Below are 24303 nucleotides of genomic sequence, written 5' to 3'. Positions count from 1 at the left end.
TAACAATCCGACCCGTCGAAACGCCGCAAGGGGGCGGCGGAACGGGAGAGTGCCATGCAGAACGTCGTTGCCATCAATTCCGCAGCCAGCCAGGGCATCATCGCGGCCCAGGCGACCACGGACGACATGCTCCTGGAGAGCATTTCCGATGGCGATCGCACCGCGATGCACACGCTTTATGCGCGCCATAATGTGCGGGTCTATCGCTTCATCCTGCGCATCGTCCGCGACACCACGATCGCCGAGGACCTCGTCAGCCAGGTGTTCCTGGATGTCTGGCGGACCGCCAAGCAGTTCGAGGGCCGCTCGCAGGTCTCGACCTGGCTGCTGTCGATCGCCCGCTTCAAGGCGCTGACCGCGCTGCGCCAGCGCCGCTTCGAGGACATCGACCAGGACGAGGTGCGCGAGATCGCCGACGACTCCGACACGCCGGAAACCTCGCTCGAGCGCTCCACCACCAGCGCCATCCTGCGCGCCTGCGTCGCCAAGCTGTCGCCGGCCCATCGCGAGATCATCACCCTGATCTACTACCATGAGAAGTCGGTGGAAGAGGTCGGCCAGATCATCGGCATCCCGCAGTCCACGGTGAAGACGCGCATGTTCTATGCCCGCAAGCACCTCGCGGAACTGCTGCGCGGCGCCGGCGTTCATAGCCTGGCCGCCTGATCTCAATTCATCACCGTCGGGGCTGAGGCCCGGCGGGTTCCGACGACATCAAGAAAATCGCCGAACGAAACAATTGAAACGATCGGCGAAATCACCTGGAAAATTTCGGCCGCTAGAACGTTATCCATCGACCGAGCCTCAGTCCCCCAGCTGACCTCGGTCTTGAGCGAGCAAATTCGAGGATACCTCCACCTTCCCTGTTGCTCCGAAGACCCGGCGGATGCCCCCCCGCCGGGTCTTTGTCTTTTGCGGGATGCTCGCACCCGTGTAGGGCGATTTGACCATTTGATATCCACCGTTCGAGGTGCAATCTTCCGCCCGAAGGGGCCGCGCGCCCCGCAGTGACGACGGACGGTGCGGATGTTCGGTTTGGATGCGGTTGAGCTGGCGCGCGCGCAGTTCGCCTTCACGGTCACCTTCCACATCATCTTCCCCGCCTTCTCGATCGGGCTCGCGTCCTATCTCGCGGTGCTCGAGGCGCTGTGGCTGTGGACCGGACGCGACGTCTATCTCAACGTCTTCAATTACTGGCTCAAGATCTTCGCCATCGCCTTCGGCATGGGCGTCGTCTCCGGCATCGTGATGTCCTACCAGTTCGGCACAAACTGGTCAGTCTATTCCGACAAGGTCGGCCCGGTGATCGGACCGCTGATGGCCTATGAGGTCCTGACCGCGTTCTTCCTCGAGGCCGGCTTTCTCGGCGTCATGCTGTTCGGCCTCAAGCGCGTCGGCCCGAAGCTGCACTTCCTGGCCACCCTGATGGTCGCGATCGGCACGCTCATCTCGGCGTTCTGGATCCTGTCCGCCAATTCCTGGATGCAGACGCCGGCCGGATATGCCGTCAACGCCGAGGGCCAGTTCGTCTCGGTCGACTGGCTCAAGGTGATCTTCAATCCGTCCTTCCCCTACCGCCTCGTGCACATGGTGCTGGCGGCCTATCTCACCACCTCGCTGGTGGTCGGCGCAGTCGGCGCCTGGCACCTGCTGCGCAATCCGCATCTGCCGGGGCCGCGCGTGATGTTCTCGATGGCGATGTGGATGGCCGCGCTGGTGGCGCCGCTCCAGATCCTGGCCGGCGACCAGCACGGCCTCAACACGCTGGAGCACCAGCCGGTGAAGATCATGGCCATGGAGGGCCATTTCGAGAGCCACAAGGATGGCGCGCCGCTGTATCTGTTCGGCTGGCCAGACCAGGCCGAGGGCAAGCTGAAATGGGCGCTCGGGATTCCCAAATTCGGCTCGCTGATCCTGAAACACCAGATCGACGCGCCGATGGCCGGGCTCGACACCATCCCGCGGAAAGATTGGCCACCGGTGCCGATCACCTTCTGGTCGTTCCGCATCATGGTCGGCCTAGGCATGCTCATGCTGGCGCTCGGCCTGTTCAGCCTGTGGGAGCGCTGGCGCGGCCGGCTGTACATCAATCGCGGCCTGCACCGCTTTGCGATTGCGATGGGACCGGCCGGCTTCATCGCCGTGATGGCCGGCTGGATCACCACCGAGACCGGCCGCCAGCCCTTCACCGTATACGGGCTGCTGCGCACCGCCGATTCCGTGTCGCCGCTCGCTGCGCCCGCCGTCGGCGCGTCGCTGCTCGCCTTCATCATCGTCTATTTCATCATTTTCGCCGCGGGGGTGCTGTACATCCTGCGCCTGATGGCCGAGCCGCCGCATGCCGGCGAGCCGGGACCGAGCAGCGCGCAGCCGGTCCGCACCGCCGGCATCACGCCGGCCGCCGGCGTCGTGCAGGGAGCGGTCGGATCATGAGCGTCGCCGTCGATCTCGCCACCCTCTGGGCCTTCATCATCGCGCTCGCCGTGTTCATCTATGTCGTGATGGACGGTTTCGATCTTGGCCTCGGCATCCTCTTCCCGCTATTCCCGGGCAAGCAAGACCGCGACGTCATCACCAACACCGTCGCGCCGGTGTGGGATGGCAACGAAACCTGGCTGGTGCTCGGCGGCGGCGGGCTGATGGCCGCCTTCCCGCTGGCCTATTCCATCCTGATGCCCGCACTGTATGCGCCACTGATCGCGATGCTGGTCGGGCTGATCTTCCGCGGCGTCGCCTTCGAATTCCGCTGGCGTACCCGCGCACAACGCAATCTGTGGGACATCGCCTTCACCGGCGGCTCCTGGGTCGCAGCATTGGCTCAGGGCATCGCGCTCGGCGCCATCCTGCAGGGCGTGCATGTCGAAGGACGCCACTATGCCGGCGGCTGGTGGGACTGGCTGACGCCGTTCAGCCTCCTCACCGGCGTCTCGCTCGTCGTCGGCTATGCGCTGCTCGGCGCGACCTGGCTGATCCTGAAGACCGAAGGCGATCTGCGCGACAGGGCATACCGCATCAGCTGGGTTCTGCTGTTCGCGATGCTGCTCGCCATTGCCGCCGTCAGCCTGGCGACGCCGCTGCTGACCAATCAATACGCGCATCGCTGGTTCCGCTTGCCGACAGTGATCTTCGCAGCGCCGGTGCCGCTCGCCGTCGTCGGCGTTACGGTGCTCATGATGAAGAACCTCGCCCAGAAGCACGATGTCTGGCCGTTTGTTCTCGCGCTGGCACTGTTCTTTCTGTCCTATGCCGGACTCGGCATCAGCATTTATCCCTATGTCGTGCCGCAGAGCGTCACGATCTGGCAGGCGGCGGCGCCCGAGCGCAGCCAATTGCTCATGCTGCCGGGCGTGCTGGTGCTGGTGCCGCTGATCCTCGGCTACACCGGCTGGGCGTATTGGGTGTTTCGCGGCAAGGTCGGGCACGACGCGGGCTATCATTGATGCCCGCCCCTGCGCCCGCGCCGCTCGCCAAGCGCCTCGCCTGGTTCGCAGGCCTGTGGCTCGCCGGCGTGGCGACGGTCGGCACCACAGCCTTTCTGCTGCGCCTCTGGATGAAGCTCGGATGACATCCGGGCCGCTCCGCTCACCTTGACTTTGCGGCGAATATGCCCCTGAAATTTGGCGGGTGATTTTAATCGGGCGAGCTTCGCAGGGGTCCGTTGAGGAGAGCTTTGAATGCCGAGTTTCCGTCGCCTGCTTTGCGCCACCAGCGCCGCCATTGCGCTGGTGCTGTCCGCATCGCATAGTTTCGCCCAGTCCGAGGACCCGGGCGACCAGCCCGGCCTCGTCGCCGATGACGGCTACGAGCTCGATCCCGAATGGCGCAAGCAGGTGGTCTATTTCCGCACCACCGAGCCGCCGGGCACGATCATCGTCTCCACCTCCGAGCGCCACCTCTATCTGGTGCAGCCGGGCGGCCGCGCCATTCGCTACGGCATCGGCGTCGGCCGTGACGGCTTCCAGTGGCAGGGGCTGCTCGCGATCACCAAGAAGGCCGAGTGGCCGGACTGGACGCCGCCACCGGAGATGATCCAGCGCCAGCCTTATCTGCCGCGCTTCATGGCCGGCGGCCCCGGCAATCCGCTCGGCGCGCGCGCGATGTATCTGGGCACCACCGTGTATCGTATCCACGGCACCAACCAGCCCTGGACCATCGGCACCAAGATTTCCTCCGGCTGCTTCCGCCTCGTGAATGCCGACGTCGCCGACCTGTTCGATCGCGTGCCGGTCGGCACCAAGGTCGTCGTGAAGCAGAAGCCGGAACTGTGACGGCGGCCGCCGGATATCCAGCCATCGCTTTGTCCTGACATTTTTCGAAAGAGATTGACCATGCGCACTTTCCGAGGCGGCCTGCTGATCGGGCTCGCCGTCGCCGTCCTCGTTGCGGCGCTCGCCGTCACCTATGAGATGTACGACACCCGTACCTTGAAGCGGACCGTCCGCCGCGGCGAGGTGCTGTGCGGCGTCAATGCCGGCCTGCCCGGCTTCTCGATTCCCGACGACAAGGGCAACTGGACCGGCTTCGACGTCGATTTCTGCCGCGCGGTCGCCGCCGCCATCTTCGACGATCCGACCAAGGCGAGGTTCGTCCCGCTCGACGCCAATGAGCGCTTCAAGGAGCTGCAGAGCCGCAAGGTCGACATCCTCTCGCGCAACACCACCTGGTCGATGGCGCGCGAGCAGAACTACGACCTGTATTTCCCGGCGGTGGCTTATTACGACGGTCAGGGCTTCATGGTGCCGCGCGCGCGCAAGCTCGAGACCGCGCTGGACCTCAACGGCAGCAAGGTCTGCGTGCAGGATGCGACGACCAACGCGCTCAACGTGTCCGACTACTTCCGCACCAACAACATGAAGTACGAGGAGATCAAGCTCCCCAAGCTCGACGACGTCATCAAAGCCTATGACGGCGGCAAATGCGACACCTTCACCGCCGACGTCTCGCAGCTCTACGCGCTGCGCCTGATCCTGTCGAAGCCTGGCGATCACGACATCCTGCCGGACCTGATCTCCAAGGAGCCGCTGGCTCCGGTGGTGCGCCAGCGCGACGACGACTGGATGATGATCGTGAAATGGACGCTCTATGCGATGATCAACGCCGAGGAGCTGGGCGTCACCTCCAAGAACATCGACGAGGCGCTGAAGTCGAAGAAGCCCGACGTGATGCGGCTGGTCGGCAACGAGGGCAGCTACGGCCAGGACCTCGGCCTGTCGAAGGACTGGGCGGCGCGCGTCATCCGTCACGTCGGCAATTACGGCGAGGTCTATGAGCGCAACGTCGGCAGCGAATCCAAGCTGAAGATCCCCCGCGGCATGAACCAGCTGTGGAACGCCGGCGGGATCCAGTACGCACCGCCGATCAGGTGACGGACTACGGCATTTTCTGAGATCATGGACGTGATTCCGCATCATAAGCGGCTGGCTCGGTGTACCTCGCCCCGCTTGCGGGGGCGCGACGAGCTTCGCTCGCGCTGAGAGCTCGGATTGCATCGACAGATGCAATCCGAGTGAGGGGGTACAGGTCTCACCATTCACACTTCCCGTGCGGCTGCCCCTCACCCCAACCCTCTCCCCATAAGAACGGGGCGAGGGAGCGCGCTGCCCCCGCGGCGAAACCTCGATCTCAACATGTGCAATAGCGTCCTCGCGACGCCTCCGCGCCCGAGCTTTGCCAAGTTCTCCGCCCTCTCGAAATCGAGGGCGCAGGGAAGGCCAGGTGCCGACTGGCACCTGCGGTCCGCCTGCGAAAAAAATGCAGGCGGCAGAACCACAGGCTCAGCCGGGACAACCCGGCCTTCCCTGCGCGATGGTTTTAACGCTTATGGCGCGCTCTCCTCGGTGTCCGGCTTTTAGCCACCGTCGTCTTCCGGGATCATCCCCCGTCGACTTGACGCCAGCATCGGGGCGCCAGGACCACGCACTTTCACGTCCGCATCGCAATCGTTCGTCGGCGCAAGAAGCTCACGCTGCGATCCGATGCGGCCATCGCATCATCAGCCCGACACTCGTGACGACCGCGAAGCGTCCCTCTTGTGGGCCAAGACGCGCGGAATGTGCCGGTGATTTGCCCGACGACACAACACCCGTCGGGTTGCGACAAATTGGCCCGACGGGCAAGGCGCCTGCTGCTATCAGCCGATTAGTTCAGCGGATTCACGAGGATGCCCGCCGCCGCATCCGGCACCGAAACTCCCACTCACGAGTTCGTGAACCCGCATTCAAATCCATCCGATCACACCGAGCGTACCAAGCTCGACCAATCCGGTCAGGCGATGCGCGCCTGGAGCACGGGGCGAACAAGGCCGTACGTCCGCTTTGCGCATCGGCCAACTCATTAGTTCTTGTCACAGGGAAAAGTCGAATGACGCTGGGATTTCGTTCGTTCGTGGCTGGCGCGATCATGCTGGGCGCGCTCTCCGTCTCCGCAACCGCGGCACGCGCCGCCGACATCGTCGATACCGCCGTCGGCGCCGGCCAGTTCAAGACGCTGGTCGCAGCCGCCAAGGCCGCCGGTGTCGTGCCGGTGCTGAAGAGCAAAGGCCCCTTCACAGTGTTCGCGCCGACCGATGCAGCCTTCGCTGCGCTGCCGCCCGGCACGGTCGAAGATCTGCTCAAGCCGAAGAACAAGGCCAAGCTCGCCGCGATCCTGAAGTATCACGTGATTCCAGGCGCGGTGAAGGCCGGCGACGTCGCCGGCAAGAAGCTCAGCGTGAAGACCGCGCAGGGCCAGAAGGTCGATGTCGACGGCACCATGTTCGGCGTGCAGGTCAACGACGCGCATGTGGTGCAGGCCGACATCATGGCCTCGAACGGCGTCATCCACGTCATCGACAAGGTGCTGCTGCCGCCGGCCAAGGCGCCGATGCATCATTGATGCGACGAGAGCGCGCCGTCGGTGATGGCGGGCTCCGTGTCGCGGCTCGCAAAGCCGCGATCTACAAAGACTGTCGTACCCCGCGAAGGCGGGGTACCGCAGTACGCCGCGGCTTCTCGGTCCATCACGGCTGTCTCGGCGTACTGGATCGTCCGCCTTCGCGGATGATGACAGTTGAGGTCGGCGATGCATCGCGGCATAAACACTGACTCTACCGCTCAATACCCTCTCAGCTGCGCCAGTTGCGCCGCGTGATAGTTCGCATCCCCGAGCAGTTCCTCGCACACCCTTGCGCGCTTCATGAAGAAGCCGATGTCGAACTGGTCGGTCATGCCCATGCCGCCATGCATCTGCACGCCTTCCTGGACGGCGAGCGTCGCCGTCGTGCCGGCGCGCGCCTTGGCGACCGCGACCGCTGCAGCAGCCTTGGCGGGATCGGCATCGATCGCCTGCAGTGCTTTCAGTACCGCGGCGCGGGTGATCTCGATCTCGATGTAGAGATGCGCGGCGCGGTGCTGCAGCGCCTGGAATTCACCGATCGCCTTGCCGAACTGCTTGCGCTCCTTGAGATACGCAACCGTGCGGCCGAACACCTCTTCGCTCAGGCCCACCATTTCGGAGGCGACTGCGCCGCGGCCAAGGTCGAGCACGCTGCTCAGCACGGCGGCCCCACCGTCGACCTCGCCCAGCACGTGATCCGCCGTGACCTCGACATCGTCGAAGCGGATGCGCGCGGCGTTGTGGGCATCGACCATGATGGTGCGCTCGATCGCCACGCCCTTGGCCTTGGGATCGACCAGGAACAGCGTGAGGCCGTCGCGCTCGCCCGGCGTGCCGGCGCTGCGGGCGACGACGAGCAAGAGATCGGCGACGTGGCCGTCGACCACCATCGCCTTGGCGCCGCTGAGCCTGAAGCCGTTGCCCGAGCGCACCGCTTGGAGCGCCGTGTGCAACGGCCGGTGCTTGGCGCCTTCATCGAGCGCGAGCGCCGACAACAGCGCACCGCTTGCGATCTTCGGCAGGTACTCCGACTTCTGCCCGGCCGATCCGGCGCGCGCCAGTGCGGAGGCCGACAGCACCGCGGTGGCGAGGAACGGCGACGGCATCAAGGTGCGGCCGATCTCCTCCATGATCACACCGGCCTCCACGGCGCCGAGGCCGGAGCCGCCATGCTCCTCCGGCACCAGCAGGCCGGCAAAGCCCATCTCGGCGAAGGTAGCCCAGAGCTGCCTGGAGAAGCCGGTGTCGTCACGCGTATCGCGCAACTGGCGCAAGTGAGAAACCGATGCGTGGTCACTGATCAGACCGCGCGCGCTGTCGCGCAGCATGGATTGTTCTTCGGTGAGGAGGAGAGGCATGGGCAATCCCGTTGCAACGATGGCAATCAATTTGGGTCCCGTCATTCCGGAATGGCCCGAAGGGCCAGGCCCGGAATCCATACTCACGATCGTGGTTATGGATTCCGGGCTCGCCGCTTCGCGGCGCCCCGGAATGACGGAGTGTGTGGGGTGACTACGCCCCCGGCAGATCGAGGATGCGCTTGGCGACGATGCCGAGCATGACCTCGGAGGTGCCGCCTTCGATCGAGTTGGCCTTGGTGCGCAGCCAGGCGCGCGGGCGGGCGCCTTCGCCGGAGCGGTCGCTTTCCCATTCCAGCGCATTGATGCCGCCAGCCGACATCAGCAACTCGTGGCGGCGCTTGTTGAGCTCGGTGCCGTAGTACTTCATCGCCGACGAAAACGCCGGATGGCCCTGGCCAGCCTTGGCGAGATCGACCATGCGTTCGGCCGCCGCGGCGAGCGCCGCCTCGTCGACATCGAAGGTCGCGATGTCGGCGCGCAGCAGCGCATCATCGAGACGGCCCTGCCCGTCGCTGCCGATGGAGTCGGCGGCGACCTGGCCGAGCGGGCGGCTGCCGCCGCGCTCGCCCATGCCGGAGATCATCGCCCGCTCATGCTGCAACAGATATTTCGCGACATCCCAGCCGCGGTTGACGGTGCCCAGCACATTGGCCTTGGGCACGCGGACATTGTCGAAGAAGGTTTCGCAGAACGGCGAGCGGCCGGAGATCAGCAGGATCGGCTTGGTCGAGACGCCCTTCGAGGTCATGTCGAACAGGATGAAGCTGATGCCGTCATGCTTCTTCGCCGTGGGATCGGTGCGCACCAGGCAGAAGATCCAGTCGGCGTAGTTGGCGTAGGACGTCCAGATCTTCTGGCCGTTGATGACGTAGTCGTCGCCGTCGCTTTCCGCGCGGGTCTGCAGCGAGGCGAGGTCGGAGCCGGCATTCGGCTCGGAATAGCCCTGGCACCAGCGGATGAGGCCTGCGGTGATCTTCGGCAGATGCTCGCGCTTCTGTTCGTCAGTGCCGTATTTCAGCAGCGCGGGCCCGAGCATCGAGATGCCGAACGAGGTGATCGGGGCGCGGGCGCCAATCGCGGCCATCTCCTGGCGCACGATCTTGGCCTCCTCGCCGTCGAGGCCGCCGCCGCCATATTCCTTGGGCCAATGCGGCACGGTCCAGCCCTTGTCGCGCATGCGCTCGAACCAGATGCGCTGCGGCTCGGAGGAGAATTTTGCGTTGCGGCCGCCCCAGAACGTGTCCTCCTCGGAGGTCATCGGCCGGCGCATCTCCGGCGGACAATTGGCCTCCAGCCAGGCCCTGGTTTCGCGGCGGAATGTATCGAGATCGGCCATGCCAAGTCCTCGCGCGTTTCCATGATTGCTGTCGTTGGACAGACCTAACCTCAGCGCTTCCCGGAATTCAACATCGATGTCGCCGCATCAGGCTGTGCCCTCGCCTTGACAGGCGATCTATGGTCATGATGCCGCCGCGTGAAATGCGAGGAAACGACCATGCGCCTGAAACTTCTTTCGCCTGGCGAAATGAGCGCCGACCAGCGCCAGACCTATGACGAGTCGATCGCCAGCAAGCGCGGCTCGCCGCCGCCGCCGATGATGGCCTGGCTCAACAGCCCGGAGATGGCGCGGCACGCCACCCGGCTCGGCGCCGTCCTGCGCTACGACACGATGTTTCCGGCGGCGCTGTCCGAGATCGCGATTTTGGTCACGGCGCGGCACTGGACCGCGCATTACGAATGGTCCGCGCACAAGCGCCTCGCGCTTGCCGGCGGCCTCGATATCAAGATCATCGAGGATATACGCGACCGCCGCACGCCGGAGTTTTCGGATCCCAAGGCGAAGATGATCTACGACGTCGCCAAGTCGCTGCACGAGGGCCACGGCCTGACGGACGCGCTGTATGCTGATGCGATCACGCTGCTCGGCGAGCGCGGCATGGTCGAGATCATCGGCCTGTGCGGCTACTACACGATGGTGTCGATGACGCTGAATGCGTTCGAGTTCGATCTGCCGGAGGGCGAGGTGTCGGAGTTGAAGTGACCAGTGATCTTCAGGCACCGCTATCGCGGCAACACCGGTGCACTCCCCTCCCCCTTGCGGGGAGGGGTTGGGGGTGTGGGTCTCCGGGCGCTGAACTAAGTTAGGCGCGCTCGTGTTGGTCTAGGCAGTTATTGTATGGAGGCCGAGCATCCACGACTGGCATTTTTGAGAGACTCCGATCTTTGTCGACGGAGAGAGCACGACTCGTGGCCCCCCCCGACCCCTGCCCGCAAGGGGGAGGGGAGCGCACCGAGTTCGACGCCTCTAACCCCGCTCCGCCACATCCGCCGTCGCCACCCGCCGCTTCGACGACCACACCAGGGCCAGCACGCACAGCCCCAGCAGCACCGGCGGAAACACCACCAGGTTGACCGCCGACCAGCCGAAATGGGCGAGCAGCTGGCCGGAGGAGAACGAGCCCAGCGCCATCAGACCGAAGATCAGGAAATCGTTGAAGGCCTGCACCTTGTTGCGCTCGGCGGACGTATGCGTCTCCAGCACCAAAGCGGAGGCGCCGACGAAGCCGAAATTCCAGCCGATGCCGAGCATGACCAGGGTGGCCCAGAAGTGCATCGCGGTCAGGCCCGACAGGCCGATGACGGCCGCGACTGCTTCGAGCCCCAGACCGAGCGCGACGATGGCCGGGGCGCCGAAGCGCGCGATCAGCGAGCCCGTGAAGAAGCTCGGGCCGTACATCGCGACGATGTGCCATTGCAGGCCGAAATTGGAATCCGACACCGTGAGCCCGCACATCTGCATCGCCAGCGGCGCCGAGGTCATCACCAGGTTCATGACGGGATAGGCGATGGTGCCGCACAGCGCCGCGGCGATGAAGCGCGGCTGGCGCACGATCTCGGACAGCGGCCGGCCGCCATGCAGGTCGGCCGCCGCGGGCTTCGGCAGATCGACGCCGGCGACGATGCCCATCGCGATCAACGCGACCGCCGCCTGCACCAGATAGCTGAAGGCGAACAGATAAGGCTGCCAGACGTCCATGGTCCATTGCACGAGCTGCGGACCGAGCAGGCCGGCGAAGATGCCGCCGGCCATCACCCAGGACACCGCCTTGGGCCGGAACGCGGCGCTGGCGCCATCGGCTGCCGCGAAGCGGTAGGATTGTGCGACCGCGCCATAGAGGCCGCCGAGGAAGGTCGCGAGGCAGAACAGCGCGAACGAGCCGCGCAGAATCGCGATGCAACCGAGCACGCCGGTGATCGCGCCGCAGCCGGTGCCGATCAGGAAGGCGGCGCGGCGGCCATAGCGGCGCGAGATCGCGCCGGTCGGCAAAGTGCCGGCGGCGAGGCCGACGACGTACATCGAGATCGGCACGGTCGCGAGCCCGATGCTCGGCGCGATGGTGACACCGACGATGGCCCCGGTCGCGAAGATCACGGCCGAGTTGGCGCCGGTCAGCGCCTGCGCGGCCGCGAGCCGCGCCACGTTGCGGCGGGCGCGGGCGTCGTCAGTGGTGTCTTCGCTCACGGTCACATCGATCATCGCAATGTCCGGATGCGCAATCGCGCTCCCGCTTGTCCTTGGAGGTGGCGGCACTATTGCGGGACACGCACGCCCGAGGCAACGGCCGCGAACAGACACGAGCCATGCGCCGAAGGTGATTCGACAGCCCTCGGCGGCACCGCTAATCAAGCGGAAAGGTATTCTCGCGTCAAAGGCGGCTGCGGAGCTTGAGCCATGTCAATCGACGATCGTCCGACAGTCGCCGCGCCCGATGACGATCCCCATCTCTGGCTCGAGGAGATCGAGGACGAGCGCGCGCTCGCCTTCGTCGCGGCGCAGAACCAGCGCACGCTCGCCGCGTTCGGCGGTGCCGGCTTCGCACGCGACCGCGATACGCTCGCCGCGATCTTCGACCGGCCCGACAACATCCCATCCGTGAGCCGGCGCGGCGGGCTCTTGTACAATCTATGGAAGGACGCGGGGCATCCGCGAGGACTGTGGCGGCGCACGACACTGGACGAGTTCCGCAAGCCGGAGCCGCAATGGGAGATCCTGCTCGACATCGACCGCCTCGCCGCGGACGAAGCCGAGGACTGGGCGCTGAACTGGGTCTCGACGCTGCCGACGGCGCATGAGCGCGCGATCCTGTCGCTGTCGCGCGGCGGCAGCGACGCGGTCGTGCTGCGCGAGTTCGATCTGGTAACGAAACGCTTCGTCGACGGCGGCTTCACGCTGGCCGAGGCCAAGGGCAGCGTCGATTGGCTCGATGCCGATACGCTGCTGCTGTCGAGCGCCTATGGCGACGGCATGGCGACGCCGTCGGGCTATGCCCGCACGGTACGGCGCTGGCAGCGCGGCCAGTCGATCGCGGAAGCGCAAGTGATCTTTGCCGCCGAGAACAGCGCGTCGGTCTGGGTGCGGTCCGGTATCGATCGCAGCGTGACGCCGGCGCGGGTGTGGTTCTCGGAGGGCCTCGACTTCTTCAACCATCATGTCTGGCTCGGCGACGAGACCGGTGCGCGCACGCGGCTGGACCTGCCGATCGACAGCTGGGCGACGCCGCATGGCGACTGGCTGGCGATCAAGCTGCGCCAGCCCTGGACCGTCGGCGGGACCACGCATGCCGCCGATGTCGTGCTGGGCATCCGGCTGTCGGCGTTTCTTGCCGGGAGCCGGGATTTCGTCCGCCTGTTCGAGCCGGGCCCGCGCCGCGCGCTGCAGGGCCTGTATTGGGCGGGTGGCCGGCTGGTGCTGTCGATCCTCGACGAGCTCCGGCCACGGTTCGAGCTGTGGACGCCGTCGCTGCAGGGCTGGAGCTATCAGCAGCTGCCGGGGCTGCCCGAGATTGCGACGGTCGACGTCTGGCCGCTCGATACCGACGAGGCGGAGAGCAATGGCGACCTGCTCGCCAACGTGCAGGATCCGCTGACGCCGCCATCGCTGCAGCTGATCGAAGGCTTTGGCGCGCCGACCATTCTGAAGCAGGCGCCGCGCACCTTCAGCGCTGACCGGCACGTCGTCACGCGGCACGAGGCGATCTCGGTGGACGGCGCGCGTATTCCTTACACCCAGACCGGACCATCGGAGCTCACCGGCGAGGCGCCGGTCTACATGAGCGCGTATGGCGGCTTCGGCTACAGCATCCGGCCGGCGTACAATGCGGCGCTGGGCAAGCTGTGGCTGGAGCGCGGCGGCACCCTGGTCGAGGCCAACATCCGCGGCGGCGGCGAGTTCGGCACCGCCTGGCACGATGCCGGCCGCTACGCCGGCAAGCGGCTCGCGCATGATGATTTCGCCGCGGTGGCGGCCGACCTGGTCCGCCGCGGCGTCACGGTGCCGAAGCGCATCGCCGCCCAGGGCGGCTCGAATGGCGGCATCCTGATCACCAACATGCTGGTGCGCTATCCCGAGCGGTTCGGCGCGCTGTTCTGCACCATCCCGCTGATCGACATGCGCCGCTACACCAGGCTGCTCGCCGGCGCAAGCTGGATCGCCGAATATGGCGATCCCGACAGGGACGAGGATTGGGGCTGGCTGCAGACCTATTCGGCCTATCACACGGCCGAGCCGGGACAGCCCTATCCGCCGATCCTGATCGCGACCACGCGGCGCGACGACCGCGTGCATCCGGGCCACGCCCGCAAGATGACCGCCAAGCTGCAGGCGATGGGCTACGACACCTGGTTCTACGAGCCCGCCGCCGGCGGCCACGGCTACGGCACCGACAACCGCGAGCGCGCCAGCTTCATCACCCTCGGCACGCGGTTTCTGGCGCGGCATGTCGGGTTGGAGATGGAGTGAACAGCTGCCTCCGCCGTCATTGCGAGGAGCCGAAGGCGACGAAGCAATCCAGAGTCCCAATCCGACCCTGGATTGCCTCGCTGCGCTCGCAATGACGGAGGTCGGTGCGCCGCCGTCGCCAACTCACGCGCGGCGCGCGAACACCAGGATCATGTTGTTGGCCGGCATCTCCACGGTCTCGCGCAGAGCAAGCCCATTGCGCGCCGCGAGCGCTTCGAGATCGGCGATGTCGCGCACGCCCCACTCCGGATTGCCCTCGCGCAGCGAGGTGTCGAACACGGCGTTGCTGACCGCGCTGTGCCTGCCGTCGCGCTTGAACGGGCCATAGAGCGCGAGCAGGCCGTCCGGCGACAGCGCCTTGCCGGCGCCGGCGAACAATCCCTCCGCCACCGACCACGGCGCGATGTGGATGACGTTGGCGCAGAAGATCGCGGCGAGGCGCTTTGGACCGCCGGCGGCCTGGAACGCGGCGACCCAGCCGGGATCGGACAGGTCGATGCGCTGGGCGTCGCGGATGTTGGAGAGGCCGGCATGCCGGCGCCAGGCCGCGATGCTCGCGAGGTGGTTGTCGTTGAGGTCGCTCGGCCACCACACGAGATCAGGGCGCTGGGAGGCAAAATGCACGACATGCTGGCCGGTGCCGCTGCCGGCCTCCAGCACGTCGCCCGTCTGGCCCTCGAGCAGCCGCGCCAGCACCGCCCAGATCGGCTGGTGGTTCCGATGGAATGCGGCCGCATCCAGCCGCCCGTCCGGTTCCACCCGCCGGCCATCCCGGCCGAACTCAACGACATACTCCGCCATTGCCAGACTCCCGGCCGTCACCTGAACGGCGCTCATTAACCGCGTTGCGGCGGGCACCATACCCGCATTGTCAGCCGATGGCCTTTATGCTTTTCAGCCCCTATATTGCTGACATCACCGAGCTTCGGAACTTCACCTTGATCACAACAGTCATGCGTACCGCCCTGGCGTTGGGGCTCTCGCTCGTCGTGTCCACGGCTGCCCATGCCCAGTCCGGCGCCGCCGACGGCCAAAAGCTCGCCTTCGACCGCGGCAAGGGCAACTGCCTGACCTGCCACGAGATCAAGGGCGGCGACCTTCCCGGCTCGATCGGCCCGAAGCTGGAGAATCTCAAGGCGAGATACGACCGTGCCGGGCTGACCGCGATCCTCAACGACGAGACCGCACGCAACCCGCTGACGGTGATGCCGCCGTTCGGCCGCAACCGCATCCTGACCGAGCAGGAAATCAGCGCCATCGTCGATTTCCTGCAGACCCTCTGATTTCGTTTGGAGACCCCTGCCATGACTGCCTCGTCCGGCCCGCTGGCCCACCGCCGCCTGTTCCTGAAAGGCGCCGGCCTCGTCGCGCTGATCGGCCTCGGCAACGCCGTGCTGCACGCCACGCCCGCGTTTTCCGCGACCAACGACAACAAATATCCGGACGATGCCTTCAAGCAGAAGAACGCCGGCGACGCGATCAAGGCGCTGTATGGCCGCGACCACGAGCCGTCCGACAAGATCAAGCTCGATGCGCCGGAGATCGCCGAGAACGGCGGCGTGGTGCCGATCGCGGTGAGCACGAGCCTGCCGAACGTCACCTCGATCGCCTTCATCGTCGCCGAGAATCCAAACGCGCTGGCGGCATCCTACAAGATCCCTGAGGGCACCGTGCCCGCAGTGGCGAACCGGCTGAAGATGGCCAAGACCTCCAACGTGATCGCGCTCGTCGAATCCGGCGGCAAGCTCTACAGCGCGACCAAGGAGGTCAAGGTCACCGTCGGTGGCTGCGGCGGCTAACGAGGAGATCGATCATGGCAGCGAGCATCCGCGTCCGCGCAATCCTGAACGGCGACACAGCCGAGGTCCAGACCCTGATCCAGCATCCGATGGATACGGGTCTGGTCAAGGACGCCAAGGGCGAATTGATCCCGGCGCACTACATCCAGCAGCTCACTTTCACGCACAAGGACAAGACCGTGTTCTTCGCCGACTGGGGCACCGCGGTCTCCAAGGACCCCTACGTCAAATTCGCCTTCAAGGGTGCGGCCAAGGGCGACGAGCTGAAGGTGAGCTGGCTCGACAACAAGGGCGCCACCGACAGCCTGACGGCGACGATCCAATGAGCGCGTTGCGCCTCGCGCTGTGTCTCTCCATCGCGCTCGGTCTCGGCGCGTCCGGCGTCGCAGCGGCGGACAAGCCCGACCCGGTCACTGATGCCAAGGCGTTCCAGAAGTTCTTCGTCAACAAATTCCCGAAAGTGGCGTTCGACGATTTCGTCAACGGGCCGTATTCGATGAACGAGGACATGCGCCGGCAGTGGGAGGAGAAGGAGCAGTTCCCGCCTTATGAGTTCGCGCTCGAGGCCGGCAAGGAGATGTTTTCCAAGCCGTTCAAGAACGGCAAGACCTACGCCGACTGCTTCCCGAACGGCGGCATCGGCATCCGCCAGACCTATCCTTATTTCGACGACAAGGACGGCAAGGTCGTCACCCTCGAGCTGGCGCTGAACAGATGCCGCGAGGCGAATGGCGAGCAGCCCTACTCCTACGTCAAGGACGAGATGGCCTCGTTGACCGCCTACATGGCGTACACCTCGCGCGGCAAGCGCTTCGACATCAAGATCCCCGACGATCCGCGCGCGCTCGACGCCTATGAGAAGGGCAAGGAATATTTCTACACCCGCCGCGGCCAGCTGAACTTCTCCTGCGCGAGCTGCCACGTGCAAAGCCCGGGCGAGCGCATCCGCGCCGAGATCCTGGCACCGGCGCTCGGCATCCTCAACGCGATGCCGATCTACCGCTCCGAATGGAGCGGCATGGGCACGATCAGCCGCCGCTTCGTCACCTGCAACAGCCAGACGCGCGCCGTGCCGCTGGAACCGCAGTCGGACGAATACCGCAACCTCGAATATTATCTGTCATACGTGTCGAACGGCCTGCCGGTTTCAGGACCGGGAGCGCGGCCATGACAAACGTCACGACAACAAACGTCATGAAAAAGATCGTGTTCGCCATGATGGTATCAGCGGTCGGCGCCGGCTCCGCGCGGGCCGCGTCGGAAGCCGATTATGTCGCGGCCTTCGCGGCGGCCGAGAGCGCCAACAAGGAAGCCGGACGTCTGCGCAACCAATGGACCGTAACCCAGGCCGCACTCACTGCTGCGAAGAAGGCGGCGGATTCCGGCAATTTCGATTCTGCGCTGACATCGGCACAGGAGGCCGAGGCGCTCGCCAAGGCCTCGATCGCTCAGGCCACCAGCGAGAAGCAGCGCTGGAAGGACTTGGAGATCCGCTGAGCATGATCCGGAAAAGTGGAGGCCGGTTTTCCGAAAGATCATGCTCAAACAAAGGGAATAGATCATGATGCGATTCTGCGGAATCGCATCATGATCTAGGACGCTGGCCATGACGATGCGGCGCCGGGATTTTCTCAAAGCATCAGGTGCCGCGGCACTCGCCGCGCCGGCGTTGCTGCGCAGCGCTGCCGCCGTCGATACCGTCAGCCTCTACGACATCGAAAAATTCGGCAATGCGCGCATCCTGCACATGACGGATACGCATGCGCAGTTGCGGCCGGTGCATTTCCGCGAGCCCAGCGTCAATCTCGGCATCGGCGAGATGTGGGGACGGCCGCCGCATCTGGTCGAGCGCGCCTTCCTCGACCGCTACGGCATCCGCCCCGACAGCGCCGAGGCTTATGCCTTCACCTCGTTCGAGTTCGAGAAGTACGCCGTCCGCTTCGGCCGGATGGGCGGCTTCGCGCATCTGAAGACCTTGATCGACAAGCTGCGCACCGACGCCGGCGACCGCCGCTCGCTGCTGCTCGATGGCGGCGATCTGTGGCAAGGCAGCGGGCTTGCCAACGCGATGCGTGGCGCCGACATGGTGAGCGCGGCCAATCTGCTCGGCATCGACGCCATGACCGGGCATTGGGAGTTCACCTATGGCGAGGAGGCGCTGCGCGCCAACCTCGCGCGCTTCAAGGGCGAGTTCCTGGCGCAGAACGTGTTCCTGACCGAGGAGGCCGCGTTCAACGACGCCAAGGCGTTCGATCCGGGGTCGGGGCGCGTCTTCAAGGCCGCCACGATCAAGGAGATCGGCGGCGCGCGCATCGCCGTGATCGGCCAGGCCTTCCCTTACGTGCCCATCGCCCATCCCCGCCGGTTCACGCCGGACTGGACCTTCGGTATCCGCGAGGAGGAGTTGCAGAAGCTGGTCGACGGCCTGCGCAGCGCTGAGAAGGCCGACGCGGTGATCCTGCTGTCGCATAACGGCATGGATGTCGATCTCAAGCTGGCGAGCCGTGTCACCGGCATCGACGTCATCCTCGGCGGCCACACCCATGACGCGGTTCCGCAGCCGGTGCCGGTGAGCAACGCCAAGGGCGCGACGCTCGTCACCAATGCGGGCTCGAACGGCAAATTCCTCGCCGTGCTCGATCTCGACGTCGGCAAGGGCCGTGTCGCCGATGTGCGCTATCGGCTGCTGCCGGTCTATTCCGAGCTGCTGAAACCTGATCCCGCGATGCAGGCGCTGATCGACCAGACGCAGCAGCCGCAGGTCGCGACCTGGAGCGAGAAGCTCGCGACGTCGGACCGGCTGCTGTACCGGCGCGGCAATTTCGAAGGCGCGACGGACGACCTGATCTGCGCGGCACTGCGCCGCGAGCTCGACGCCGAGATCGCGCTGTCGCCGGGATTCCGCTGGGGTCCGACGTTGCTCGCGGGGCAGTCCGTCCTGATGGAGGACGTGCTGGCGCAGACCGCCATCACCTATCCCGAGACCTATGTGCAGCGGATGACCGGCGCAGAGATCAAGGACGTGCTCGAGGACGTCTGCGACAATCTGTTCAACGCCGATCCGTATCTGCAGCAGGGTGGCGACATGGTGCGCACGGGCGGGCTGTCCTATCGCTGCGCCCCGTCGGAGGCGATCGGCAGCCGCATCTCGGATCTCACCCTCGACGATGGACGCCCGCTCGACGCCCGCAAGCACTACAAGGTCGCCGGCTGGGCGTCGATGAACGCGCAGGACGGCAAGCCGGTGTGGGACGTGGTCGCCAGCCACTTGCGCAACGGTCAGCTGGTGCTGGTCGGAACTAACAAGGTCACACTGTCGGGCGTCGACGGCAATCCCGGGTTTGCGTCGCAGTCGTGACGGAGCATGGCGCGATGCGATGCGAAACACCGCATTGGTGACATCGGGCCGATCGTGCTAATCCCGCGACGATCCCGGATGGGAAGGAGGCGCCGATGATCTTCCGCCAATTGTTCGACAGCGTCTCCGGCACCTACAGCTACATCCTCGCCAGCCGCAGCGGCGGCGAGGCTGTCATCATCGATCCCGTGCTGGAGAAGGTCGACCGCTACTGCCAGCTGCTGCGCGAGCTCGATTTGCGCCTGGTGAAGGCCGTCGACACCCACCTGCATGCCGATCACGTCACCGGCCTGGGCGCTCTGCGCGACCGTACCCATTGCGTCACCATCATGGGCGAGCAGACCAAGGCCGACGTGGTGGCGATGCGGGTCGGCGAGGGCGACAAGATCGCCATCGAAGGCATCGGCCTGGAGGTGATGTACACGCCCGGCCATACCGACGATTCTTACAGCTTCCTGATGGGCGACCGCGTCTTCACCGGCGACACGCTGCTGATCCGGGGGACCGGCCGCACCGACTTCCAGAATGGCGACGCGCGGCAACAGTACGAGTCCATCTTCAACAGGCTGCTGCGTCTCCCGGACGACACGCTGGTCTATCCCGCGCACGACTACAAGGGCGACACCGTCTCCACCATCGGCGAGGAGCGCCGCTACAATCCGCGGCTTCAAGTCGGATCGGTCGACGACTACGTCGCGCTGATGGCCAGTCTGAAGCTGCCGAATCCGAAGATGATGGATGTCGCGGTACCGGCCAACATGCGCGTCGGGCTGCATCAGGAGGAGCTGGCGAAGCAGGGCTTGTCGCTGTCGGCACGCGAGGCGATCGAATGCCTGGGACGCCCCGACGTGCTGCTGGTCGATTTGCGCGAGACCTCCGAACGCGCCAAGCACGGCACGCTGTCCGGCGCACTTCACGCCCCCTATCCTGGGATCGGCGACAATCTCGAACCGGGCGGCATGCTGCGCGAAGTCGCCGCCGCCACCGGCCGCCGCATCGTGTTCTTCTGCGCCTACGGCGAGCGGTCGGCGATGGCGGTGCAGACGGCGCAAGCGGCGGGGCTGGCCAACACGGCGCATATCGAGGGCGGCCTGGACGCGTGGAAGAAGGCGGGCGGACCGGTGGTGCAGTAGCAGGCCGTCGTTACTCACTGACTTTCGGCAGCCCTCAGCGTCCCCCCACATTCCGCTGTCGTCCCGGGCAAGCCCGATGACGCGAAGCGTCAACGGGCGCAGACCCGGGACCCATACCGCGTGATCTGTCTTGAGGCAGGCTGTACGTTGCACGAGTCGCGCAACAAACGTCCGCTGGTGGTTATGGATCCCGGCGTTCGCCGGGACGACAGCTGTGTTGGAGACGCGCTGTGCCTTCCACTTGGAAGAAGCGACGTGCCTTCCACCCACGAAATGACGGCGGATGACCGGCCGCCCGCGCCCTCTCGCAAATGCCGGCCCACGCGCGCAGGTGCCATGCACCCGCGTTCATGGACAATGAACCGCGATCCGATAGTGTGGCGTTGTGTCGCGCGCCCTGATTTCGGGAGCCTCGGCGGTTTGCCGGCAACGCGCTCTCCAGTTTCCATCGCTGACGCCGGGAGCCAACGGATCGACCATGGCTGACGTTCTCGCCGCACCGCAACAGACCGGCACCTCGGTACGGGTCGCGTCCCCGCTGCGCACGCTGGCGCTGATCTCGCTGGCGCATTGGGTCAGCCACCTGCACATGCTGGTGCTGCCGATGCTGTTTCCCTACCTGAAGGAGAAGCTCGGCGTCGGCTATATCGAGCTTGGCTTTCCGCTCACCGTGTTCGCAGTGGTGTCGGCGCTGACCCAGGCTCCGGTCGGCTATCTGGTCGACCGCGCCGGTGCCCGCCGCATCCTGCTGCTGGGCCTCACGCTTGGCGGCCTGTCACTGGCGATGCTCGGCATCTACCTGAGCTATGCCAGCCTCGTGGTCTCAGCGGTGCTGCTCGGCCTCGCCAACGCGGTCTATCACCCTTCGGACTACGCGCTGCTGGCCGCGCACATGGACGAGAAGCGGATGGGCCGCGCCTTCGGCGTGCACACCTTTGCCGGCTATCTCGGCGGCGCGGTCGCGCCGGCCGTGATGGCGGCGCTGGTCACCACCGTCGGCGGCTCCGGCGCGCTGATCGCGGCCGGGCTGGTCGGCCCGCTCGCCGCACTGCTGCTGCTCGTCGGCAACGTGCCAGAGGTGCCGCCGCATCCGCATCACACCGCGGCCGACGGCAGCAAAGTCAAGCAGCCGAGCCTGCTGACCCCGATGCTGATGCTGCTGACCGTGTTCTTCATGCTGCTGAGCCTGTCCAACGCCGGCATCGCCAGCTTCGGCGTGGTCGCCTTCATGAACGGCTATGGCATCTCGTTCTCGACCGCCAACATCGCCCTGACCGCGTTCCTCGGCGCCAGCGCCATCGGCGTGCTCGCCGGCGGCCAGCTCGCCGACCGCATCCGCCATCACAACCTGGTCGCCGCCGTCGCCTACGCCATCAACGCCGTGCTGGTGCTGATCATCACCTTCGTCAATCTGCCGGTCGTGCTGCTCACCGCGATCATGCTGGTCGCCGGCTTCATGAGCGGCGTGATCGCGCCGTCGCGCGACATGCTGGTGCGCAATGCCGCTCCTCCGGGCGCGGCCGGCCGCGCCTTCGGCATCGTCTCGACCGGCTTCAACTTCGCCGGCGTGGTCAGCCCGCTGCTGTTCGGCTGGATCATGGACATGAACGCGCCACGCTGGGTGTTCGGCGCCTCGGTCGTGTTCATGCTGCTGACCATCGTGCTGGCGTTCTTCACCGAGCCGAAGAAGGTGAAGGCCTAGCTGTCTTCGTAGGGTGGGCAAAGCGAAGCGTGCCCACCATTCTCCGACACCACAGCTGCCAACGGTGGGCACGCGCCGCCTTGCGGCGTCGCTTTGCCCACCCTGCGGACTAACCTTTCGCATGAAGCCCGATATCTCGCGGGCATGCTCGGTGAACCTCGCCCCGCCCTAGCGAAGCGAAGCTTCGCTAGGGCGGGGCGAGGGAGCGCACCGTCGCTGCGGTTTCCATCTGCTGCGCCGGCGCAATGCTGCTGTCTTTTCCGACGTGTTGACATCATCGCCTTCCAGCCGATGATAACCGCATAACAACAACACCCGGGGAAGACACGCCATGACGCAGCCAGATCTCGTGATCCGCGGTGGAACCATTGCCGATGGCTCGGGCGGTGAGCTGTATGAGGCGGATGTCGCGATTGCTGACGGCCGCATCATCGAGGTTGGCAAGGTCAGCGCCTCCGGCCGCGAGGAGATCGACGCGCGCGGCAGGCTGGTGACGCCGGGCTTCGTCGACGTTCACACCCATTACGACGGCCAGGTCACCTGGAGCCACGACATCTCACCATCGTCGCAGAACGGCGTCACCACCGCGATCATGGGCAATTGCGGCGTCGGCTTCGCGCCATGCCGCCCCGCCGATCATCAGCGGCTGATCCAGCTGATGGAAGGCGTCGAGGACATTCCCGAGCCGGTGCTCGAAGCCGGCATTCCCTGGGAATGGGAGAGCTTTCCGGACTACATGGAGTGGCTGGGCAAGCGTGAATTCGATCTCGACATCGGCGCGCAATTGCCACATGCGGCGCTGCGCGTCTATGTGATGGGGGAGCGCGGCGCCCGGCGCGATCCTGCCACCGCCGATGACAACCGTGCCATGGCGGCACTGGCACGCGACGCCGTCAAAGCCGGCGCGCTCGGCTTCTCCACCTCGCGCACGCTCAACCATCGCACCTCGACCGGGGACTACACCCCGACCTTGAAGGCCGGCGAAGACGAGCTGACGACGATCGCCGGCGCGATGCACGGCGCTGGCCGCAGCGTGCTGCAATTCGTGCTCGACATCTCGACCATCCACGAAGACCTGCCGATGATGCTGCGCATCGCGGACCAGACGAAATGTCCGATCTCGTTCTCGGTGACGCAGAATGACCGCGCCCCACAACGCTGGCGGCAGACGATGGCCGAGATCAACGCCGCCGCCGCGCGCGGCCTGTCCGTGACGGCGCAGATCGCGGCGCGGCCGGTGGGCCTGCTGCTCGGGCTCGAATTGTCGCGCAACCCGCTGCAGACGCATCCGAGCTATCAGGCGATCGCGCACCTGCCGCTGGCCGAGCGCGTCGCCCGGATGCGCGATCCGCTGGTTCGTGCGGCGATCCTGGGCGAGCAGGCCAGCGCGACCGACGATCCGCTGTTCTTCAAGCCAAACTACGACAAGATGTACCTGCTCGGCGATCCGCCGGATTATGAGCAGCCGCCTGAGCAGTCGCTCGGCGCCCAGGCCCGTGCGCGCGGCTGTCGTCCCGAGGAGATGGCCTATGACGCGATGCTCACGGATGGCGGACGTGGCATGCTCTACGTGCCGTTCCTCAATTATGCCGACGGCAATCTCGATGCCACCTACGAGATGCTGCGTGACCCGCGCAGCGTGCCGGGCCTCAGCGACGGCGGCGCGCATTGCGGCATCATCTGCGATGCCAGCTTCCCGACCTATCTGCTGACGCACTGGACCCGCGACCGCAAACGCGGCGACAAGCTGTCGATTCCCTTCGTCGTCGCCGCGCAGTCGCGCAAGACCGCACTCTCCGTCGGCCTCGACGATCGCGGGCTGATCGCACCCGGCTACAAGGCGGATGTCAACGTGATCGACTATGACCGGCTGCATCTGCATCCGCCCAAGGTGCACTACGATCTCCCTGTCGGCGGCCGCCGCCTGATGCAGGAGGTCGACGGCTATGACGCGACCATCGTCTCCGGCGTGGTGACGCGTCGGCACGGCGAGGCCACGGGTGCGCGGCCGGGGCGCTTGGTGCGGGGCGCGCGCGCCGGCGCGCAATGACAGCGAGTTCGTCGTTTGGCTGCAGCCACGCGGCCAATGAGAGCCTCGCTGTCGTCCCGGACAAGCGCGCGGCACGCGCGCGCCGATCCGGGATCCATAACCCCAGGAAGTTGGACGGGGCACGACGGCCGCCCCGTCTCGCCCAGCCACGTCGGCCGCAGCGTATGGATCCCGGGTCGGCGTCTGCCAACGCGACACGTTGCCGGACTTGCCCGGGACGACACCGG

At 66.0% G+C, this 24303-nt stretch carries 22 protein-coding genes; 18 read left to right on the top strand and 4 right to left on the bottom strand.

Annotation, left to right across the window (positions count from 1 at the left end; genetic code table 11):
• Positions 1 to 54 precede the first annotated feature (54 nt).
• From S58_RS03125 to S58_RS03100, 7 genes are all read left to right on the top strand, one after another.
• A complete protein-coding gene (locus tag S58_RS03125) occupies positions 55 to 666 on the top strand; it encodes a sigma-70 family RNA polymerase sigma factor (RefSeq protein WP_015663786.1) in 612 nt (203 codons plus the stop codon).
• Positions 667 to 1026: 360 nt separating this feature from the next.
• Positions 1027 to 2433 (top strand): cytochrome ubiquinol oxidase subunit I, encoded by a 1407-nt coding sequence (locus S58_RS03120; protein ID WP_015663785.1) that lies wholly within the window; start codon positions 1027 to 1029, stop codon positions 2431 to 2433.
• Positions 2430 to 3440, top strand: a complete 1011-nt coding sequence (cydB, locus tag S58_RS03115; protein WP_015663784.1) for a cytochrome d ubiquinol oxidase subunit II — start codon at positions 2430 to 2432, stop codon at positions 3438 to 3440. Before S58_RS03120 ends, cydB begins: the two co-directional genes overlap by 4 nt.
• The gene (locus S58_RS37195; RefSeq protein WP_144058232.1) at positions 3440 to 3565 is read left to right on the top strand and encodes a DUF2474 family protein; all 126 of its coding nucleotides are present in this window, start codon (positions 3440 to 3442) and stop codon (positions 3563 to 3565) included. The genes cydB and S58_RS37195 overlap by 1 nt, the downstream gene beginning before the upstream one ends.
• Positions 3566 to 3674: 109 nt before the next feature.
• On the top strand, positions 3675 to 4268 hold the full coding sequence (locus S58_RS03110; protein WP_015663783.1) for a L,D-transpeptidase: 594 nt from the start codon (positions 3675 to 3677) through the stop codon (positions 4266 to 4268).
• Between the two features lie 60 nt (positions 4269 to 4328).
• The gene (locus tag S58_RS03105; protein ID WP_015663782.1) at positions 4329 to 5366 is read left to right on the top strand and encodes an amino acid ABC transporter substrate-binding protein; all 1038 of its coding nucleotides are present in this window, start codon (positions 4329 to 4331) and stop codon (positions 5364 to 5366) included.
• Positions 5367 to 6360: 994 nt separating this feature from the next.
• The gene (locus tag S58_RS03100; RefSeq protein WP_015663781.1) at positions 6361 to 6873 is read left to right on the top strand and encodes a fasciclin domain-containing protein; all 513 of its coding nucleotides are present in this window, start codon (positions 6361 to 6363) and stop codon (positions 6871 to 6873) included.
• 218 nt (positions 6874 to 7091) lie between these two features.
• On the opposite strand, the gene S58_RS03095 is transcribed toward S58_RS03100, so the two are convergent.
• Both S58_RS03095 and S58_RS03090 read right to left on the bottom strand, forming a co-directional pair.
• Complete coding sequence (locus S58_RS03095; RefSeq protein WP_042338628.1) at positions 7092 to 8231, bottom strand: acyl-CoA dehydrogenase family protein; 1140 nt, start codon at positions 8229 to 8231, stop codon at positions 7092 to 7094.
• A gap of 154 nt (positions 8232 to 8385) precedes the next feature.
• Positions 8386 to 9570 (bottom strand): acyl-CoA dehydrogenase family protein, encoded by a 1185-nt coding sequence (locus tag S58_RS03090; protein WP_015663779.1) that lies wholly within the window; start codon positions 9568 to 9570, stop codon positions 8386 to 8388.
• Positions 9571 to 9729: 159 nt separating this feature from the next.
• Here S58_RS03090 and S58_RS03085 point away from each other — a divergent pair, with 159 nt between their 5' ends.
• Positions 9730 to 10275 carry a carboxymuconolactone decarboxylase family protein gene (locus S58_RS03085; protein ID WP_015663778.1) on the top strand — a complete coding sequence of 182 codons (546 nt, stop codon included), beginning with the start codon at positions 9730 to 9732 and terminating at the stop codon, positions 10273 to 10275.
• Positions 10276 to 10539: 264 nt separating this feature from the next.
• On the opposite strand, the gene S58_RS03080 is transcribed toward S58_RS03085, so the two are convergent.
• Positions 10540 to 11772, bottom strand: coding sequence for an MFS transporter (locus S58_RS03080; RefSeq protein ID WP_015663777.1), 1233 nt, complete (start codon positions 11770 to 11772; stop codon positions 10540 to 10542).
• A gap of 195 nt (positions 11773 to 11967) precedes the next feature.
• On the opposite strand from S58_RS03080, the gene S58_RS03075 reads away from it, so the two are divergent.
• Positions 11968 to 14034 carry a prolyl oligopeptidase family serine peptidase gene (locus S58_RS03075; RefSeq protein WP_015663776.1) on the top strand — a complete coding sequence of 689 codons (2067 nt, stop codon included), beginning with the start codon at positions 11968 to 11970 and terminating at the stop codon, positions 14032 to 14034.
• A gap of 123 nt (positions 14035 to 14157) precedes the next feature.
• Here the strand turns inward: S58_RS03075 and S58_RS03070 are convergent, their stop codons facing one another.
• Positions 14158 to 14835, bottom strand: coding sequence for a DUF938 domain-containing protein (locus S58_RS03070; RefSeq protein ID WP_015663775.1), 678 nt, complete (start codon positions 14833 to 14835; stop codon positions 14158 to 14160).
• 152 nt (positions 14836 to 14987) lie between these two features.
• On the opposite strand from S58_RS03070, the gene soxX reads away from it, so the two are divergent.
• From soxX to S58_RS03025, 9 genes are all read left to right on the top strand, one after another.
• The gene (gene soxX / locus S58_RS03065) at positions 14988 to 15317 is read left to right on the top strand and encodes a sulfur oxidation c-type cytochrome SoxX (protein ID WP_015663774.1); all 330 of its coding nucleotides are present in this window, start codon (positions 14988 to 14990) and stop codon (positions 15315 to 15317) included.
• Between the two features lie 21 nt (positions 15318 to 15338).
• A complete protein-coding gene (soxY, locus tag S58_RS03060; protein WP_015663773.1) occupies positions 15339 to 15833 on the top strand; it encodes a thiosulfate oxidation carrier protein SoxY in 495 nt (164 codons plus the stop codon).
• 14 nt (positions 15834 to 15847) lie between these two features.
• Complete coding sequence (gene soxZ / locus S58_RS03055) at positions 15848 to 16159, top strand: thiosulfate oxidation carrier complex protein SoxZ (protein WP_015663772.1); 312 nt, start codon at positions 15848 to 15850, stop codon at positions 16157 to 16159.
• A complete protein-coding gene (soxA, locus tag S58_RS03050; protein ID WP_015663771.1) occupies positions 16156 to 17004 on the top strand; it encodes a sulfur oxidation c-type cytochrome SoxA in 849 nt (282 codons plus the stop codon). Before soxZ ends, soxA begins: the two co-directional genes overlap by 4 nt.
• A gap of 23 nt (positions 17005 to 17027) precedes the next feature.
• Positions 17028 to 17330 (top strand): hypothetical protein, encoded by a 303-nt coding sequence (locus tag S58_RS03045; protein ID WP_042338620.1) that lies wholly within the window; start codon positions 17028 to 17030, stop codon positions 17328 to 17330.
• 109 nt (positions 17331 to 17439) lie between these two features.
• The gene (gene soxB, locus S58_RS03040) at positions 17440 to 19191 is read left to right on the top strand and encodes a thiosulfohydrolase SoxB (RefSeq protein ID WP_015663769.1); all 1752 of its coding nucleotides are present in this window, start codon (positions 17440 to 17442) and stop codon (positions 19189 to 19191) included.
• Between the two features lie 95 nt (positions 19192 to 19286).
• On the top strand, positions 19287 to 20324 hold the full coding sequence (locus tag S58_RS03035; protein WP_015663768.1) for an MBL fold metallo-hydrolase: 1038 nt from the start codon (positions 19287 to 19289) through the stop codon (positions 20322 to 20324).
• 478 nt (positions 20325 to 20802) lie between these two features.
• On the top strand, positions 20803 to 22026 hold the full coding sequence (locus tag S58_RS03030) for an MFS transporter (protein WP_015663767.1): 1224 nt from the start codon (positions 20803 to 20805) through the stop codon (positions 22024 to 22026).
• Between the two features lie 331 nt (positions 22027 to 22357).
• Entirely contained in the window at positions 22358 to 24076 is a 1719-nt protein-coding gene (locus S58_RS03025; RefSeq protein ID WP_015663766.1) for an N-acyl-D-amino-acid deacylase family protein, read from the top strand.
• The last annotated feature ends 227 nt before the right edge of the window (positions 24077 to 24303 follow it).

This window comes from Bradyrhizobium oligotrophicum S58 (assembly GCF_000344805.1).
GTDB lineage: Bacteria > Pseudomonadota > Alphaproteobacteria > Rhizobiales > Xanthobacteraceae > Bradyrhizobium > Bradyrhizobium oligotrophicum.
This window is presented reverse-complemented; position numbering and strand designations above follow the sequence as displayed.

Coding starts and splice junctions, on each gene's coding strand:
- S58_RS03125 (WP_015663786.1), top strand. CDS start 55: ATGCAGAACGTCGTTGCCATCAATTCCGCAGCCAGCCAGGGCATCATC.
- S58_RS03120 (WP_015663785.1), top strand. CDS start 1,027: ATGTTCGGTTTGGATGCGGTTGAGCTGGCGCGCGCGCAGTTCGCCTTC.
- cydB (WP_015663784.1), top strand. CDS start 2,430: ATGAGCGTCGCCGTCGATCTCGCCACCCTCTGGGCCTTCATCATCGCG.
- S58_RS37195 (WP_144058232.1), top strand. CDS start 3,440: ATGCCCGCCCCTGCGCCCGCGCCGCTCGCCAAGCGCCTCGCCTGGTTC.
- S58_RS03110 (WP_015663783.1), top strand. CDS start 3,675: ATGCCGAGTTTCCGTCGCCTGCTTTGCGCCACCAGCGCCGCCATTGCG.
- S58_RS03105 (WP_015663782.1), top strand. CDS start 4,329: ATGCGCACTTTCCGAGGCGGCCTGCTGATCGGGCTCGCCGTCGCCGTC.
- S58_RS03100 (WP_015663781.1), top strand. CDS start 6,361: ATGACGCTGGGATTTCGTTCGTTCGTGGCTGGCGCGATCATGCTGGGC.
- S58_RS03095 (WP_042338628.1), bottom strand. CDS start 8,231: ATGCCTCTCCTCCTCACCGAAGAACAATCCATGCTGCGCGACAGCGCG.
- S58_RS03090 (WP_015663779.1), bottom strand. CDS start 9,570: ATGGCCGATCTCGATACATTCCGCCGCGAAACCAGGGCCTGGCTGGAG.
- S58_RS03085 (WP_015663778.1), top strand. CDS start 9,730: ATGCGCCTGAAACTTCTTTCGCCTGGCGAAATGAGCGCCGACCAGCGC.
- S58_RS03080 (WP_015663777.1), bottom strand. CDS start 11,772: ATGATCGATGTGACCGTGAGCGAAGACACCACTGACGACGCCCGCGCC.
- S58_RS03075 (WP_015663776.1), top strand. CDS start 11,968: ATGTCAATCGACGATCGTCCGACAGTCGCCGCGCCCGATGACGATCCC.
- S58_RS03070 (WP_015663775.1), bottom strand. CDS start 14,835: ATGGCGGAGTATGTCGTTGAGTTCGGCCGGGATGGCCGGCGGGTGGAA.
- soxX (WP_015663774.1), top strand. CDS start 14,988: ATGCGTACCGCCCTGGCGTTGGGGCTCTCGCTCGTCGTGTCCACGGCT.
- soxY (WP_015663773.1), top strand. CDS start 15,339: ATGACTGCCTCGTCCGGCCCGCTGGCCCACCGCCGCCTGTTCCTGAAA.
- soxZ (WP_015663772.1), top strand. CDS start 15,848: ATGGCAGCGAGCATCCGCGTCCGCGCAATCCTGAACGGCGACACAGCC.
- soxA (WP_015663771.1), top strand. CDS start 16,156: ATGAGCGCGTTGCGCCTCGCGCTGTGTCTCTCCATCGCGCTCGGTCTC.
- S58_RS03045 (WP_042338620.1), top strand. CDS start 17,028: ATGAAAAAGATCGTGTTCGCCATGATGGTATCAGCGGTCGGCGCCGGC.
- soxB (WP_015663769.1), top strand. CDS start 17,440: ATGACGATGCGGCGCCGGGATTTTCTCAAAGCATCAGGTGCCGCGGCA.
- S58_RS03035 (WP_015663768.1), top strand. CDS start 19,287: ATGATCTTCCGCCAATTGTTCGACAGCGTCTCCGGCACCTACAGCTAC.
- S58_RS03030 (WP_015663767.1), top strand. CDS start 20,803: ATGGCTGACGTTCTCGCCGCACCGCAACAGACCGGCACCTCGGTACGG.
- S58_RS03025 (WP_015663766.1), top strand. CDS start 22,358: ATGACGCAGCCAGATCTCGTGATCCGCGGTGGAACCATTGCCGATGGC.